The sequence below is a fragment of the Aureimonas sp. AU40 genome, assembly GCF_001463785.1.
Taxonomy (GTDB): domain Bacteria; phylum Pseudomonadota; class Alphaproteobacteria; order Rhizobiales; family Rhizobiaceae; genus Aureimonas.
Genome location: NZ_BBWL01000054.1, coordinates 193,247 through 207,654 on the forward strand (window position 1 = coordinate 193,247; position 14,408 = coordinate 207,654).

General features: G+C 68.1%; 13 protein-coding genes. 1 reads left to right on the top strand and 12 read right to left on the bottom strand.

The window, feature by feature from the left end; genetic code table 11:
• Window positions 1-103 precede the first annotated feature (103 nt).
• Both AUL32_RS21980 and AUL32_RS21985 read right to left on the bottom strand, forming a co-directional pair.
• Window positions 104-511 carry a ribbon-helix-helix domain-containing protein gene (locus AUL32_RS21980; RefSeq protein ID WP_082659991.1) on the bottom strand — a complete coding sequence of 136 codons (408 nt, stop codon included), beginning with the start codon at window positions 509-511 and terminating at the stop codon, window positions 104-106.
• Window positions 512-634: 123 nt separating this feature from the next.
• Window positions 635-1,831: an aminotransferase class V-fold PLP-dependent enzyme gene (locus tag AUL32_RS21985; RefSeq protein ID WP_062119946.1), complete on the bottom strand. Its 1,197-nt coding sequence runs from the start codon at window positions 1,829-1,831 to the stop codon at window positions 635-637.
• Between the two features lie 137 nt (window positions 1,832-1,968).
• Between AUL32_RS21985 and AUL32_RS21990 the strand changes: the two genes are divergently transcribed.
• Window positions 1,969-2,796 (top strand): IclR family transcriptional regulator, encoded by an 828-nt coding sequence (locus tag AUL32_RS21990; RefSeq protein WP_062119949.1) that lies wholly within the window; start codon window positions 1,969-1,971, stop codon window positions 2,794-2,796.
• 35 nt (window positions 2,797-2,831) lie between these two features.
• Here AUL32_RS21990 and AUL32_RS21995 read toward each other — a convergent pair whose 3' ends face one another.
• The 10 genes from AUL32_RS21995 to AUL32_RS22040 form a co-directional block, all read right to left on the bottom strand.
• Window positions 2,832-3,323 carry a RidA family protein gene (locus tag AUL32_RS21995; RefSeq protein ID WP_062119952.1) on the bottom strand — a complete coding sequence of 164 codons (492 nt, stop codon included), beginning with the start codon at window positions 3,321-3,323 and terminating at the stop codon, window positions 2,832-2,834.
• 51 nt (window positions 3,324-3,374) lie between these two features.
• A complete protein-coding gene (locus tag AUL32_RS22000; RefSeq protein WP_061978851.1) occupies window positions 3,375-4,373 on the bottom strand; it encodes an ABC transporter ATP-binding protein in 999 nt (332 codons plus the stop codon).
• Window positions 4,370-5,449, bottom strand: coding sequence for an ABC transporter ATP-binding protein (locus tag AUL32_RS22005; protein WP_082659993.1), 1,080 nt, complete (start codon window positions 5,447-5,449; stop codon window positions 4,370-4,372). Before AUL32_RS22005 ends, AUL32_RS22000 begins: the two co-directional genes overlap by 4 nt.
• Entirely contained in the window at window positions 5,449-6,645 is a 1,197-nt protein-coding gene (locus AUL32_RS22010; protein WP_062119955.1) for an amidohydrolase/deacetylase family metallohydrolase, read from the bottom strand. The genes AUL32_RS22005 and AUL32_RS22010 overlap by 1 nt, the downstream gene beginning before the upstream one ends.
• 3 nt (window positions 6,646-6,648) lie before the next feature.
• Window positions 6,649-7,518 carry an ABC transporter permease gene (locus tag AUL32_RS22015; RefSeq protein ID WP_062119958.1) on the bottom strand — a complete coding sequence of 290 codons (870 nt, stop codon included), beginning with the start codon at window positions 7,516-7,518 and terminating at the stop codon, window positions 6,649-6,651.
• Complete coding sequence (locus AUL32_RS22020; protein ID WP_062119962.1) at window positions 7,518-8,459, bottom strand: ABC transporter permease; 942 nt, start codon at window positions 8,457-8,459, stop codon at window positions 7,518-7,520. Before AUL32_RS22020 ends, AUL32_RS22015 begins: the two co-directional genes overlap by 1 nt.
• A 75-nt stretch (window positions 8,460-8,534) precedes the next feature.
• Window positions 8,535-10,064 carry an ABC transporter substrate-binding protein gene (locus tag AUL32_RS22025; protein WP_244493110.1) on the bottom strand — a complete coding sequence of 510 codons (1,530 nt, stop codon included), beginning with the start codon at window positions 10,062-10,064 and terminating at the stop codon, window positions 8,535-8,537.
• A 326-nt stretch (window positions 10,065-10,390) separates the two neighbouring features.
• Complete coding sequence (locus AUL32_RS22030; RefSeq protein WP_062119964.1) at window positions 10,391-11,440, bottom strand: ABC transporter ATP-binding protein; 1,050 nt, start codon at window positions 11,438-11,440, stop codon at window positions 10,391-10,393.
• Complete coding sequence (locus AUL32_RS22035; RefSeq protein WP_244498016.1) at window positions 11,437-12,975, bottom strand: ABC transporter permease; 1,539 nt, start codon at window positions 12,973-12,975, stop codon at window positions 11,437-11,439. The genes AUL32_RS22030 and AUL32_RS22035 overlap by 4 nt, the downstream gene beginning before the upstream one ends.
• Before the next feature lie 55 nt (window positions 12,976-13,030).
• Entirely contained in the window at window positions 13,031-14,023 is a 993-nt protein-coding gene (locus tag AUL32_RS22040; protein WP_062119970.1) for an iron ABC transporter substrate-binding protein, read from the bottom strand.
• Window positions 14,024-14,408: the final 385 nt, after the last annotated feature.

Here is a 14,408-nt window from a genome sequence, read left to right on the forward strand (position 1 = left end):
CGCGGGCGCGTCCCCCGAGCTCAATCGAGCAGGGTCCGATCGGCAGATGCCGGCTATTGCGATGGAAGCCGACGCCCTCTCCCGTTCGAGGGCGCCGATGCGATCACAGCATGTATTTTTGGCTCTTGCGGGGAACGGGCACCGGCACGGCGGCCCGCTTCATCTCGCGCCGCCGGTTGGCCTCCGCTTCGAGGGCCAGGATGTCCTCCGCCGCTCGCGTCTCGCCCTTCCCGCGCGGGATCAACCCTTGCAGCTGCAGGTTGAGAAAGCGAAGGCAGCAGACGCGCAGAAACGAGGTGAAGTTTCCGAGATCGTGCCCCTCGTCGATCGACTCGTTGTAGAGCTGGTGAAGAAGCTGCGGGATGTTGAGGTCGTCCTTTTCGGCGATCTCTTCGAGCACCGTCCAGAACATCTTCTCCAGCCGGACGCTCGTCACCATGCCGTCCATGCGGATGGACCGGGTCTGGCTTTCCCACAAGTCGGCGCTCGCGCCGACGAACAACCTGCACATGGCTCTTCCTCCCGCTGAAGCCGCCCTCTCCCATACCGACGGCCCGATATCCCGGACGATCTTCCGCGCGCGGGCGTCCGGCGACAAGCCCCCTTCCCGCCGAGAGGCCTCCGCGGCGAGCCGTCAGTCCGGCCAGTTGTTGATGGCCCGGCGCTTGCGACGGGCCGCGAAATCGCTGCTGATGATATCGTTGGAGCGGCGCGCGATGTCGAGTTCCTCCCGCAGGCGCTCCGCAACGATCTCCGCCTGGCCGGGATGAAGGTTGCAGGGGTCGAGATAGAAATGCCCGTGCTCGACCTCGTGATCGCGCACGATGACCGGGTGCGTGTCGTTGCTGGCCAGCGCGTCGGCGAGGTCCCAGGCCGTGATATGCGCCTCCGCCGGGTTCACGTGGACCTTCAGCCGGTCGAGCGGATTGTCGGTCGGATCGGGATCGATCGCGGCCTCCACCCCCGCAAAGTCCGCCAGCGTGCGCTGCCAGACATTCAGCGCCTCGCTCTCGCGAGCGCGAATGCCGGCGTGATCGCGGACCTCCCAGGCTTCCAGCGCGGCGATCGTGCCGACGATCCCTTCCTTCCCGACCTTCATGCCCCGGCCGATGCCGTTGTTCTGGAAATAGGCGGCGCGAACGAGATCGCGGCGCCCGGCCACGATGCCGCCCGTCGGCCCGCCGAGGAACTTGTGCGAGGAGTAGAGCACGAGATCGGCCCCGGCTTCGAGAAAGCGGCGCAGGTCGTATTCCGACGCAGCGTCCACGATCACCGGCACGCCGCGCGCATGGGCGACCTCCACAAACTCGGCAAGCCCCATCTGGCCGACCTGAACGGTGTGATGCGAGACGACGAAGAGCGCGGCGGCCGTGCGCTCCGTGATGGCGCCTTCCATCTGATAGGCCATGACGCTGGTCGCCTGCCCGACCGGCACGACCTTGGCGCCGGACAGGCGCACGCCCTGCTCCACCGGCGAGCCATAGCCGACCATGTGCCCGGCCTGGATCAGGACCTCGTCGCGCGCGAGGCGGTCGGTCTGCGGCAGGCGCTCGATCGCCGCGAGATCGTCTCCCGTCATGGCGCCCGCGACCGCGAGCGTGATCGCGGCGGCGCAGGAGGCCGTGACGAACCCGGCCTCGCCGCCCGTCAGCCGGCTGATCGTGCGACTCGCCAGCTTCTGAAGAGCGCCGATCTCGATGAATTGCGGCAGCGCCGCCGTCACGGCTTCCACCGCCTGCGGCACGACGATCGAGGCACCGAGCGAGGTCATCGTCCCCGAGACGTTGATGACAGGGCGCAGGCCGAGGCGAATGCGAATGTCGTCGTTCATGCGGTGTGGTCCTTGGGTTTGGTTCGCGGTTCGGTCCGGGGTTTCGTTTGGGGCTTTGAGCCGGGGTGGTTTCAACGGCCGGGCCGGATGGGTATGGTCGGGGCCGGATCAGCAGGCCTCGATCGGATGAGACGACAATGGCAAGAGGAGCGATCGCCCCGGCCAAGGACGGCGGAGCGCAGGAGGAGGCGGGCGCGGCCCGGCGCTCGCGCGTCAGCGGCATCGACCGCGCGCTGCAGATCTTCGACCAGCTGCGCGACACCGGACGCCCGGCGACGGCCTACGACCTCGCCCATTCGGTGAAGGCGCCGCTTTCCACCATCTATACGATCGTCGACGATCTGGTGGAGAAGGGCCTTCTCGTGCGCGGCGAAGGCGGCACGGTCTGGCTCGGGCCGCGCCTCTACCATTACGGCCTCGCCTACGAGCGCTCGATCGATCTGATGGCGATCGCCAAGGAGGAGATGATCGATCTCAACCGGCAGCTGGGCGAGACGATCCAGATCTGCGGGCGCGACGAGGACATGATGGTGGTGCTGGCCATGGCGGAGGGGCGGGACCATTTCCAGGTCACCTCGCGCGTCGGCTCGCGCGTGCCGCTCAACTGGGTGGCGTCGGGCCGGCTGCTGGTCGGCCACCTGCCCCAGGCAGAACGGGTCGAGATCTTCCGCCGCTGCGCCAAGGTTTCCCCCACCGGCCGGGCGGAGCTGAACCCCGAGACGCTGGCGATCCGCTCGGCCGAGGCGCTGGCCGACCGGCTGTCGATCCAGGCCGGCGAATCCGCCTATTCGGTAGCCTGCGTCGCCGCGCCGATCCTCGATCCCAAGGGCTCCTGCACGGCCACGATCTCCGTTGTGCTGCCCGACTTCAAGGTGGCGGAGGCACGCGAGCGCTACACGGAGGCGGTGCGCCAGTCCGCTCGGCGCATCGAGGGGCGCCTGGGCTGGAGCGGGCGGGAGGGCTAGGGCGCCGGTCGGCATCGGGTTGGGCATGTGTTGGGTCAGTCGATCGCCACGATCGCCTCGATCTCGACGGTGATCCGGCCCGGCAGGGAGCCGAGCCCGACGGCCGAGCGCGCGTGGCGCCCGGCGTCGCCGAACACCGCGATCATCAGGTCCGAGCAGCCGTTGATGATCGAGGGGTGATCGTCGAAATCGGCCTCCGCGTTGACCATGCCGAGAAGCTTCACGATGCGCCGGACGCGGCCGAGATCGCCGAGCGCGTCCTGCATGACGGAGAGAAGGTTGATGCCCGTCAGCCGCGCATGGCCATAGGCTTCCTCGACCGAGACGTCCGATCCCACCTTGCCCTTGTGAAGATAACCGTCGATCTCGCGCGGGCCCTGGCCCGACAGGTAGAGAAGCCGGCCCTCCACCACATGGGTCACGAAATTGGCGATCGGCGGCGGGGCGGGCGGCAGGGTGATGCCGAGCGCGGCGAGCCGTTCATAGGGGGCGGTCGGTCCGGCGCGGGCCGGCTGAAGAATGGACATGAGCCAGGGTTCCAGCGATGTTCAAGGGAGGGAAACGGGCGCGAGAGCGGGTCAGAGGCGGCCGGCGCGGACGAGCTCGTCCTGGCGCAGGCAGGCCGTGAAATGGCCCGGCCCGACCTCCTCCTCCGGCGGCACGGCGGCGGCGCAGATCTCCGCCGCCTCCGGGCAGCGGGTGCGGAAGACGCAGCCGGACGGCGGGTTCATCGGGCTCGGAATGTCGCCCTTGAGGATTACCCGCTCGCGCTCGATCGTCGGATCTGGCACCGGGGCAGTGGCGATCAGCGCCTTGGTGTAGGGGTGGCGCGGCCGGGCATAGACCTCGCGGCTCGGCCCGCGCTCCATGACCTTGCCCAGATACATCACCACGACCTCGTCGCAGAGATATTCCACCACCGACAGATCATGGGCGATGAAGATCATGGTGAGCCCAAAGGCGCGCTGGAGATCCTGCATCAGGTTGAGGATCTGCGCCTGGACCGAGACGTCGAGCGCCGAAACCGGTTCGTCGGCGACGATGAGGTCCGGCTCCACCGCCAGCGCCCGCGCGATGCCGATCCGCTGGCGCTGGCCGCCGGAAAACTCGTGGGGAAAGCGCTGCGCGTGGTCGGGCGACAGGCCGACGCGGGTCAGGAGTTCGGCGATGCGCGGCTGGCGCGCCGCGCCCTTGGCGAGCCCGTGCGTGTCCAGCGCTTCTGCGAGGATCGCCCCCACCCGCATGCGCGGGTTCAGCGAGGAGTAGGGGTCCTGGAAGATGATCTGCAGCCGGCGACGATGCGCCCGCATTTCCTTCGGCGAAAGGTCCAGAAGGTTGCGCCCGTCGAAGACGGCGCGGCCGCCGGTCGGCTCGATCAGCCGCAGGATGGAGCGCCCGACCGTGGTCTTGCCCGAGCCGGACTCGCCCACCAGCCCGACGATGCTGCCGCGCCGGACGGTGAAGGACACCCCGTCCACGGCGCGCACGGTTCCGTGCGAGAGCGCGAAATGGGTGGTGAGGTTCTCGACCGAAAGCAGCGTCTCGGCGGCGGGTTGAAGCGTCTGCGCATGGCTCATAGGAGGTCCGTCCTCAGGCATCGGCTGAGATGGCCGGGGGCGACGGTGAAGAGCGGAGGAACGCTCAACGTGCAGCCCGGCACGGCATAGGCGCAGCGCGGCGCATAGGTGCAGCCGGGCGGCAGCGCGGTGATCGGCGGAACGCTTCCCGGGATCGGCAGAAGCGGGCGGCGCTGGCCGTCGGGGCCGATGTCGCGCGCGGCGTTCGGCGTGCAGGCCAGGAGCCCTTCCGTGTAGGGGTGGCGCGGACGCGCGAAGAGATCGCGCACCGGCGCCTGCTCCACCACGCGCCCGGCATACATGACCACCACCTCCCGCGCGATCTCGGCGACGACGCCGAGATTGTGCGTGATGAAGAGAATGCTCATGCCCATCTCGCGCTGCAGCCGGCGCAGGAGATCGAGGATCTGCGCCTGGATCGTGACGTCGAGCGCCGTGGTCGGCTCGTCGGCGATCAGCAGCGAGGGCTTGTTGGCGAGCGCGAGCGCGATCATCACGCGCTGGCGCATGCCGCCCGACATATGGTGGGGGTAGTCGTTGACGCGTCGGCGCGCCGCCGGAATCTCCACCAGTTCCAGCATCTCCCCGGCGCGATCCAGCGCGGCGCGCCGGTCGATCCGCTCGTGCAGCATGATCATCTCGGCGATCTGGTCGCCCACCGTGAAGAGCGGGTTGAGGCTCGTCATCGGCTCCTGGAAGATCATCGCGATCTCGGTGCCCCGAAGGGCCCGCATCTCGCGCAGGCCGGCGCGGGCGAGATCGCGCACCCGGCCCCCCCGGTCGCGATACAGGATCTCGCCGGCGACGATGCGGCCGGGGTCGGCGAGAAGGCGCATGATCGACAGGCTGGTGACCGACTTGCCCGAGCCGGACTCGCCGACTACCGCGACCGTTTCGCCGCGCCGGAGATCGAAGGTGACGCCGTCGACGGACTTGGCGGTCTGGCGGCGCGACACGAAATGCGTCTGCAGATCGCGCACGGACAGGACGATGTCGGGGGCAAGATCGGCCCCCGTCTCGCCGCCTGCCCGATCGCCTGCCCCGAGACCCGCCAGGATGCCGCCGGCCCGAGCCATCAGCCGTGCGCCCCGCAGGTGCAGACCTTGGCCGACCCTTCCTTGGGCATGTGGCGCGAGGCGCGAACCAGCGTGGCGCCCCGCACGGCCCAGCGCGGCTCGAACATCTTATGGAGCTTGGCCGTCGCCCCTTGGCTGTCCTGCACCGAAAGATCGCTGTCCACGAGATCGAAGACGGTGAGTTCGGCCGTCTTGCCCAGCCCCAGGAGATCGTCGGTCGGCAGTTTGACCGCCGACATGGGCGCCGTGGTCGAGGCCGTCACCACCGCTTCGAAGGGCATGCCGACCGACAGGAGCTTCGACATGGTGGTCGCCATGTCCCACACCGGGCCGTTCAGCGAATGGTCGTGCAGATCCGTCGAGATGGAGAAGGGCAGAAGGCCGCGCTGGATGGCGATCTCCGCCACCTTGAAGGAGAAGGACGCCCCGCCATGGCCGACATCGAGGCGGATGCCCTGGTCGGCGCATTTGGTCACGAGGTCCCACAGGTCCTCGTCCTCGATGATCGAGCCGCCGGCCTTGCCGTTGAAGCAATGGGTGATGATGTCGCCCGGCCGCAGCAGCTCCAGCACCTCGTCATAGGTCGGCGGCGGCTCGCCGACATGGATCATCATCGGCAGTTTCAGGATCTTGGCGACCTTCTTGGCCACCTTCACCGGCGTGATGCCCCAGGAACCGAGGATGACGTGGCTCGCCCGGCACTTGATGCCGACGATGAGGTCGCGGTTCGCCTCCACCACCGCGATCGTCCGGTCGATGTCGATCGAGCGGATGTCGATGAGTTCCGAGACGCGGTTGCAGGCGACGAGGCCGATCGAGCCGATGTTGAGGAAGGCGAGGATCCGCTCGGCCGCCGGCTCGATGATGTATTCGCGAAACCCGTGGAAGGTCGCCTCGCCCGCCGAGCCGGCATCCACGATGGTCGTGACGCCGCGCTCCAGGCCCGCGAGCTGGGGTCGGATCGAGATGTCGGTGCCGCCGTGCCAGACATGGGCGTGAAGATCCGTCCAGCCGGGCGAGACGTAGGCGCCGCCGCCCTCCACGATCCGCGCGGCGGGCGCGGGAAGCAGCGCGGGGCCGACGGACTGGATGCGGCCGTCCGCGCCGATCAGGATGTCGGTCGCCGCGCCGGGCGCGGCGCCCGGCACGAAGCCGACGGGGCGGACATTGCGGATGAGAATGGGCTGAGTGTCCACGGATCAGATATCCTTGGCGAGGCGTGGGTCGAGAAGATCGCGCAGCCCGTCGCCGACGAGTTGCAGCGACAGGACGGCGAGAACGATGGCAAGGCCGGGGAAGAAGAGAATCCAGGGCGCCTGGTCGAGATATTGGCGCCCTTGCGCGATCATCGTTCCCCAGGTCGGCACGCTGGGCGAAACGCCGACGCCCAGGAACGAGAGCCCCGCCTCGGCCAGCATGGCGCTGGCGAAGATGAAGGTGCCCTGCACGAGGATCGGCGAGAGAAGATTGCGCAGAACGTGGCGGACCATGATGCGGGGGGTGGAAACGCCGAGCGCGCGCGCCGCCTCGACATAGGGCAGTTCGCGGATCACCAGCGTGGAGGCCCGCACCACGCGGGCGAGCCGGGGCGCGTAGACGATGCCGAGCGCGATCACGACATTCACGACGGAGGGGCCGAGGGCCGCCACCAGCGAGATGGCGAGGAGAATGTCGGGAAAGGCCATCATCGCGTCGATCAGCCGGGCGAGCGGCGCGTCGAGCCGGCGGAAGAAGCCGGCGAGAAGCCCGAGCGTGACCCCGAGGAGGCAGGACACCGCCACGACCGACAGGCCGACCAGAAGCGACAGCCGACCCGCGATCGCCGCCCGCGTGAAGACGTCTCGCCCGAAATCGTCGGTGCCCAGCAGATTGACCGGGGACGGCGGCTTCAGCCGGTTCACGAGCGAGAGTTTCGACGGCGAATAGGGCGAGAGCATCGGCGCGAAGACCGCCAGAGCCACGATCACCAGCAGCACCGCGAGGCCGGCGACCACGGGCTTGCGCCGCAGAAGCGCGCGCAGGAACTGACCGCCCGCCGGCCCGGACACGGCCATGGAAGCGGCGGCCATCAGTAGCGCACCCGGGGGTCGACGAGGATATAGAGCATGTCGATCCCGAAATTGATGAGGACATAGAGCCCGGCCACCACGAGCAGCGCGCCCTGGATCACGGGATAGTCGCGCCTCAAAACCGCGTTGACGACGAGGTTGCCGACTCCCGGCAGCGAGAAGACCGTTTCCGTCACCACCGCGCCCGAGATGAGCAGGGCCGCCGTCAGACCGATGATCGTGAGGATCGGAATCAGCGCGTTCTTCAGGGCATGGCGAAGCACGACGCGGCGCTCGCTCATGCCCTTGGAGCGCGCGGTGCGCACATAGTCGTCGCCGAGCACGTCGAGCATCGAGGCGCGGGTGAAGCGGATGATGAGGGCGGAGGAGACGATGCCGAGCGCGAAGGCGGGTAGAACGAGATGGTGCAGGCGCTCGGCGAGGTTCGTCCCCGGCCCGCCATAGCCCGAGGTCGGAAACCAGCCGAGTTTCACGGCGAAGAACTGGATCATCAGGAGGCCCAGCCAGAAGCTGGGAATGCTGGCCGCCAGCATGGCGAGCGTCGTCGCGGCCTGATCGAACAGCGAGCCCCGCCGATAGGCCGAGAGAATGCCGATCGGCAGGGCGATGGCCACCGCGATGGCGAGCGAGAAGAGCGTCAGGAAGAAGGTCGGCTCCGCCCGGTCCGCCAGGGCCGAAAGAACGGGCTGGCCGAGAAAGATCGACTGCCCGAAATCGCCCCGCGCGACATCGAAGATGTACTGGCCGTATTGCACGAGAATGGGCCGGTCGAGCCCGAGCTGGGTGCGCAGCGCGGCGATGTCGGCGGCATTGGCGTCGGGGCCGAGCATCACGGCGGCGGGATCGCCCGGCGTCACGCGCACGATCACGAAGACGATCGTGACGACGATGAGCATGACGACGAGCATGCCGAAGATGCGGTTGGCGATGGTGGTAATCATCGGTTCCGTCCGATTGGGCGGGAAGCACGGGGCGCTTGAGCGCACCCCGCGTCCGGGCCGAGGAGCGGCGAAGGTCTATTGCGCCAGCGAGGCGTTCCAGAAATAGGGCCAGGGCGCCGGCGTGACCCCGTTCAGCGCCGGCGACTTGGCGGCGACGGCGTTGAAGTCGCCGACCTTGAAGGCGGGCACCTCGTCGTAGAAGACCTTCTGGACCGCCTTGAAGAGCTCCGCCCGCTTGGCCGGGTCGGCCTCGGAGTTGAAGGCCTTCAGGGCCGCGCTCTTGGCCTCGCTGGCCCACCAGCCGGGCGAGGTGTCCTGCATCACGCCGATCAGCGCGGGCTCGGGCAGGAAGGGCGAGTGGGTGATGTAGATGTCCCAGAGCTTGGGGTCCTGGCGGCGCTGCGTCAGCGTCGCCCAGTCCACGACGTCGAGCTGCACGGGGAAGCCGGCAAGCTTCAGATACTCGGCGGCGACCTCGGCCATCTTGTAGTGGAACTCGTATTGCCGGCTGGTCAGGATGCGCAGCGGCGTCGTGCCGTCGTAGCCGGCCTCCTTCAGGGCCGCGGCGGCCTTTTCGGGATCGCCGATCCCATAGGCCGAGACGCCCTCCTCGTTGTGCCAGCTATATCCATCGGGATAGAGCGCGCCGTCGACGGCAAAGAAGTCGGTGGAGCCGAACCCGGCGATGAGCATGTCTTCGGGGTTGAGCGCGGTCAGCACCGCCCGCCGCTTGGCGACGTCCGACATCAGCCCTTCCTTGGTGTTCATGATGAACACCGGCCAGCCGAAGGGCTTCAACGTCACCGCCTCGGACTTGCCCGACGACAGGCGCCCGACCGACTCCACGGGAATCGAATCCACATAGGCGAACTGGCCGGCGACGGCCCCTTCGACGCGCGTGTTGGGATCGGGCACGGGCACGAAGCGGATTTCGTCGAGATATTGATGCCGCGCGCCGCCATAGCCGTTCGATGCGTCCTCGCGGGAATGATATCCGTCGAAGCGCGTCAGCTGGATATACTGGTCGGGCTTGCGCTCCTTCAGCATATAGGGGCCGGTGCCGACGATCTTTTCCATCGGCACCGCGACGTTCTCTTCCGGCAGGATGATCGCGGCGGCGTTGTTGAAGGCCAGCAGCGACAGGAGCGGCGCGTAGGGCTCGTTCAGGACGATGCGGATGGTGGAGGCGTCCGGCGCCTCGATCGAGGTGATGATCTTGGCCGCCTGCTGGCCGCGCGAGGCCACCGTCTCCCATCGCTTGAGCGAGGCGAGAACGTCGGCCGAGTCCATCGTGGACCCGTCGTGGAAGGTCACGCCCTGGCGAAGCTTGATCGTGTAGGTGCGCCCATCGGCCGAGACCTCTGGCAGGCTTTCCGCAAGAAGCGGCACCACGGTCCAATCCGCGCCGAACGTATAGAGCGTCTCGAAAATATGCTGCGAGACGATGCCCACGAGATCGGCGGTGGAGGCCATCGGGTCCAGCGTCGGCGGCTCGCCGATCGTCGCGACGTCGATCACGCCGCCGCGCACCGGTTCGGCCGCCAAAGCCGGGTAGGAGACGATGGCGGTCGCCACCATAAGGCCTGCGGTCATCCAGAGTTTCATCGCGCCATCCTGTATTACATTATTAGATAATACATTCTCCAATAACGATCTAAGCGCATCGGAAGCGGGTGGTCAATCCGGCGCACGTCAATTCGAGTCGAGCGAAGCGAAGCGCACGGCAACGGGCCGCGACCGGCGAGCGGGTCGCAAGCAACGAGGCGCCGCTGTCGAAGTCTATCGAAAGAATGGTTGGCAGTTGAGCAGAGTCGGACCCTTGTCCCCGGCACGGGGTGATCGGTCCGCCGAAAAGACGGTAGCCGTCAAAGCGCGCTAGGCCGGGCTCGGATGAGCCAGCCATGAACGGTTCGGAGAGGCGAGACCGGACGCTAGGCTTCGCTGTCCGGCGCCAGGGGAACGAGGTCGGCGACGGCCAGTTCGAAGGCCACGCGATCCCCCACGCGAAATGGAGAGCCGTGGGGCGCGTGGACGAGATGCTGCGCGCCGTCCGGCGTCGCCACCCAGAGCGTCGCGTCGTGGCCCTTGAACTCGCGTTCCACGACGAGCGCCGAGAGGGCCTCGCTCGTGGCGGCCGTCAGCCGGATATGCTCGGGGCGGATCGACAGGAGGACCTCCCCATCCGCCGTTCCGCGAAGAGCCGCCCGGCCGAAGGGCGTTTCCACCTCACCGCCCCTCGCATGGGCGCGCACGAGATTGGTTCGCCCCAGAAACGAAGCGACGAACCCCGTGGCGGGCCGGTCGTAGACCTCGTCCGGCGTGCCGATCTGCTCGATGCGCCCCTCGCGCATCACGCAGACCCGATCGGCGAAGGACAGGGCCTCCTCCTGATCGTGCGTGACGAAGACGGCGCCGACGCCGCTCGCCTTCAGAAGCGAGCGGATTTCGCGGCGCGTCGTTTGGCGCAGGGCCGCGTCGAGATTGGAAAAGGGCTCGTCGAGAAGGATCGCGTCCGGCCGGGCCGCGAAGGCGCGGGCGAGCGCCACGCGCTGCTGCTGGCCGCCGGACAGCTGGTCGGGAAAGCGGCTCTCGAAGCCGGACAGGCCGACCATCTCGACGAAGGGCCTCGCCTCCGCCGCGCGGCGGGCGCGCGGCACCTGGGGCATGGCGAAGCCGACATTCCCCGCCACCGTCAGATGCGGAAACAGCGCATAGTCCTGAAACACGATGCCGATGCCGCGCCGCTCCGGCGCGAGCCCTTCGATCCGGCGGCCGCGCAGGTGGATCTCGCCCGCGTCCGGCGGCTCGAAGCCGGCGATCATGCGCAGCGTCGTGGACTTGCCGCAGCCGGACGGGCCGATCAGCGCCAGGATTTCGCCGGGCTGGAGATCGAACCCGACCTCGCGCACGGCGGCCACCGCGCCGAACCGACGCGCGAGCCCGCGCACCTGGAGCAGCGGCGCGTCTGGAGCCGTCGTCAATGCCGCCCTCCCTCGTGGCGCATGATCAGGCCGACGAAAAGGCTGGAGAACAGGATCGTGACGAGAGCGTAGGGAGCGGCTTCCAGGAGCATGCCTTCGTTGGTGCGCGAGAAGATGGTCATGGACAGGGTGGTGTAGCCCGTGGGCGCGAGAAGGTAGGTGATGGGCAGTTCCTTCACCACGACGATGAAGAGGAGGAGCCCGCCCGCCACCAGCGGCCGGGCGAGGCGCGGGAGCGTCGCCCCGGCAAAGGCGGACAGCGGCCCCCGGCCGAGCGAACGCGCCGCTTCCTCCGGCCTCTGCCCCATCTGGAGGAGCGCGCTGCGGACCGGCCCCACGGCCAGCGCCAGAAACGAAAAGGCATAGGCCAGCATCAGAAGCGGCAGCGTCTGGTAGAGAAAGGGCGCGGCCGAAAGGGCGAAGAACACGGCGGCGAGTGCGAAGGCGAGCGGGGGCACGGCATAGCCGAAATAGCTGAGGCGCTCCGCGAGCGCGGCGAGCGGGCCGCGATGGCGCGCCGCCAGAAGCGCGACGGGCAGCGCCAGAAGCGTGGCCAGAAGCGCGGAGGGCAGCGCCGCCAAGACTGTCCGCCCCGCCACCATGCCCAGCGCCGGCCAGTCGATCTCGGCGGGCGCGCGGCCGAGCCAGAAGAGGATCACGAAAAACGGCAGGCCGAGCGAGGCGAGTTGCACCAGCCCGCAGAAGAGGAGCGCCGGCCAGCGCCAGCGGCCGAGCGGCACCGGCTCGGCCGCGCGGGGCACGCCGGTTCCCGTGCGCCCGAAGCGCCGCCCGCGCGACAGCCAGACTTCTCCCAACAGGATCGCGCCGGCCAGCCCCATCAGCATCAGCGACAGGCAGGCGGCGTAGACCCGGTCGAAGGCGCCGGCATATTGGTTGTAGATGGCGAAGGAGAAGGTCTCGTAGCGCATCAGCGCCACCCCGCCGAAATCGCCCAGCACATAGAGCGTCATCACCAGCCAGCCCGACAGGAGGGCCGGTCGCAGATGGGGCAGCGTCACGGTGCGGAACGCGTTGGCGCGCGAGCGGCCGAGCGAGCGCGCCGTTTCCTCCAGGCTGGGGTCGAGGCCGAGGAGCGCCGCCCGAAGGTTCAGATAGAGATAGGGGAACGTATAGAGCGAGAGCGCCAGCGTCGCGCCGGGCAGGCCTTGGAGGCGCGGCAGGGTCAGGCCGAAGACATGGTTGAGCGGGCCGTAATAGCCGGACAGGCCGATCAGCGCATAGGCCATGACATAGCCCGGCACCGCCAGCGGCATCACCGCGAGATAGCCGATCAGGCGACGGGCCGGCAGGTCGGTCCGCACCGTGATCCAGGCGAGCGGCAGGGCGATCAGCGTGCCGAGCGCGGCGACGCAGGCGGCGAGCTTCAGCGTGTTGCCGAAGAGCTCCAGCGTGCGCCAACGCAGGACGAGAGCAGCCAGCGTCCCGGCGTCGGCCTCGGCCGCGCGGGCCAGGAGATAGACGAAAGGCACGAGCATGCCCGCCCCCACGAGAAGCGCGGGAGCGAGCAGGGCCAAGGGCGGACGCGCCGCATCGGCGCGCCAGAAAGGGGCCAAAGCGGTCAGCGGAGGCTCACAGGAGGTTGGCGGACCGAAGAAGCTCCAGCGTGCCCGGCAGATCGGAGAGTTGATCGAGCGGCACGTTCGGCGCGGCCGTCTCCACGGTGGCGACGCTCGCCAAAGTGGCGTTGGGGATGACGCCCTTGATGACGGGATATTCGTTGCCGCTGGAGGTGAAGTATTGCTGAACAGCGGGCGTCAGCAGGAAGGCGGCGAAACGCTCGGCGGCTTCCTTGGAGTCGCTCGTCTCCAGAATGCCGACGCCCGCGACGTTCAGGAGATTGCCGATGTCACCATCGGCGAAGAAGCGCTGCTCCACCGGGAACTTGTCGTCCCGCCCCTTGAAGCGGCCGAGATAGTAGTTGTTGGTCAACGCCGCATCGATCTCGCCATCGGCGATGGCCTGAACCAGGGCGACATTGTTGCGATAGGCCTTGGCCCCGTTGGCGACCATGCCGTCCACCCACGCCTTGGCGGCCTCCTCGCCCTCCTTGACGCGCAGCGCCGTCACGAAGGACTGGAACGAGCCGTTGCTGGGCGCCCAGCCCACACGGCCCTTCCAGGCGGCGTCGGTGAGGCCGAGAACGCTTTTCGGCAGCGTGTCGGCGGGCGCCCGCTCCGGCGAGTGGACGATGACGCGCGCGCGGGCGCTGGTGCCGATCCACTTGCCGTCCGCGCTCTTGAAGTGCTCGGGCTGGTTCTGGCCGACATGGGCCGGCATCTTGGCGAAGAGCTTGTCGGTCGCGCCGAGCGCGCCGCCGTCCTGCGCCCAGAACAGATCCGCCGGCGACTTCGCGCCCTCCTCCTGCAGGAGGGCGGCCAGTTCCGCCGTGCCGGCATAGCGAACCTCGACGTCGAGACCGCTTTCGGTCTCGAACATCTCGATCACCGGCGCGACGAAGGCCTCGCCCCGCCCGGAATAGATCGTCAGGTCGGCGGCCGCAGCCGTTCCCGCCGCGAGACAGAGGGAAAGGCCGGCAAGGCCGGAGAGGAGAAGGGTCTTCATGGGATCAACTCCGAACGTCGAACGGATCGCGATAAACCAAGATGATCGCCCTCCATCTTTCCGCTTCCAATGAAACGAGTCCGGAAAGAGCGACGAACAGTCGGATGCCGGCGAAGCAGATCAAGACGAAAACGCGTCAGTCGAGCGATTTAGACCTGTTCCAACTTGCGCGGCGAAACATGACTTTTCCTTTCAATTTTCGGCGGCCGCCGCAATCGGCCCGGCTATCACAAAGCAGTAATCACGATCGCTTATCTCTTCTCGGCAAGACTTAACGCTCGGAACCCGTTTGGAAATTCGGCGAGGCCCCTTGAGGACCGGAGCGATCGCCAGACACTTTTCTGGCGGACGGAGAGCTGGAACAGGCGGAGACCGTCTTTAAAGA

Excerpts from the sequence above, each read along its gene's own strand:
- AUL32_RS21985 (WP_062119946.1), bottom strand. The coding sequence starts at position 1,831 with ATGAACGACGACATTCGCATTCGCCTCGGCCTGCGCCCTGTCATCAAC.
- AUL32_RS22025 (WP_244493110.1), bottom strand. The coding sequence starts at position 10,064 with ATGAAACTCTGGATGACCGCAGGCCTTATGGTGGCGACCGCCATCGTC.
- AUL32_RS22005 (WP_082659993.1), bottom strand. The coding sequence starts at position 5,449 with ATGGCTCGGGCCGGCGGCATCCTGGCGGGTCTCGGGGCAGGCGATCGG.
- AUL32_RS22020 (WP_062119962.1), bottom strand. The coding sequence starts at position 8,459 with ATGATTACCACCATCGCCAACCGCATCTTCGGCATGCTCGTCGTCATG.
- AUL32_RS22015 (WP_062119958.1), bottom strand. The coding sequence starts at position 7,518 with ATGGCCGCCGCTTCCATGGCCGTGTCCGGGCCGGCGGGCGGTCAGTTC.
- AUL32_RS21990 (WP_062119949.1), top strand. The coding sequence starts at position 1,969 with ATGGCAAGAGGAGCGATCGCCCCGGCCAAGGACGGCGGAGCGCAGGAG.
- AUL32_RS21980 (WP_082659991.1), bottom strand. The coding sequence starts at position 511 with ATGTGCAGGTTGTTCGTCGGCGCGAGCGCCGACTTGTGGGAAAGCCAG.
- AUL32_RS21995 (WP_062119952.1), bottom strand. The coding sequence starts at position 3,323 with ATGTCCATTCTTCAGCCGGCCCGCGCCGGACCGACCGCCCCCTATGAA.
- AUL32_RS22000 (WP_061978851.1), bottom strand. The coding sequence starts at position 4,373 with ATGAGCCATGCGCAGACGCTTCAACCCGCCGCCGAGACGCTGCTTTCG.
- AUL32_RS22040 (WP_062119970.1), bottom strand. The coding sequence starts at position 14,023 with ATGAAGACCCTTCTCCTCTCCGGCCTTGCCGGCCTTTCCCTCTGTCTC.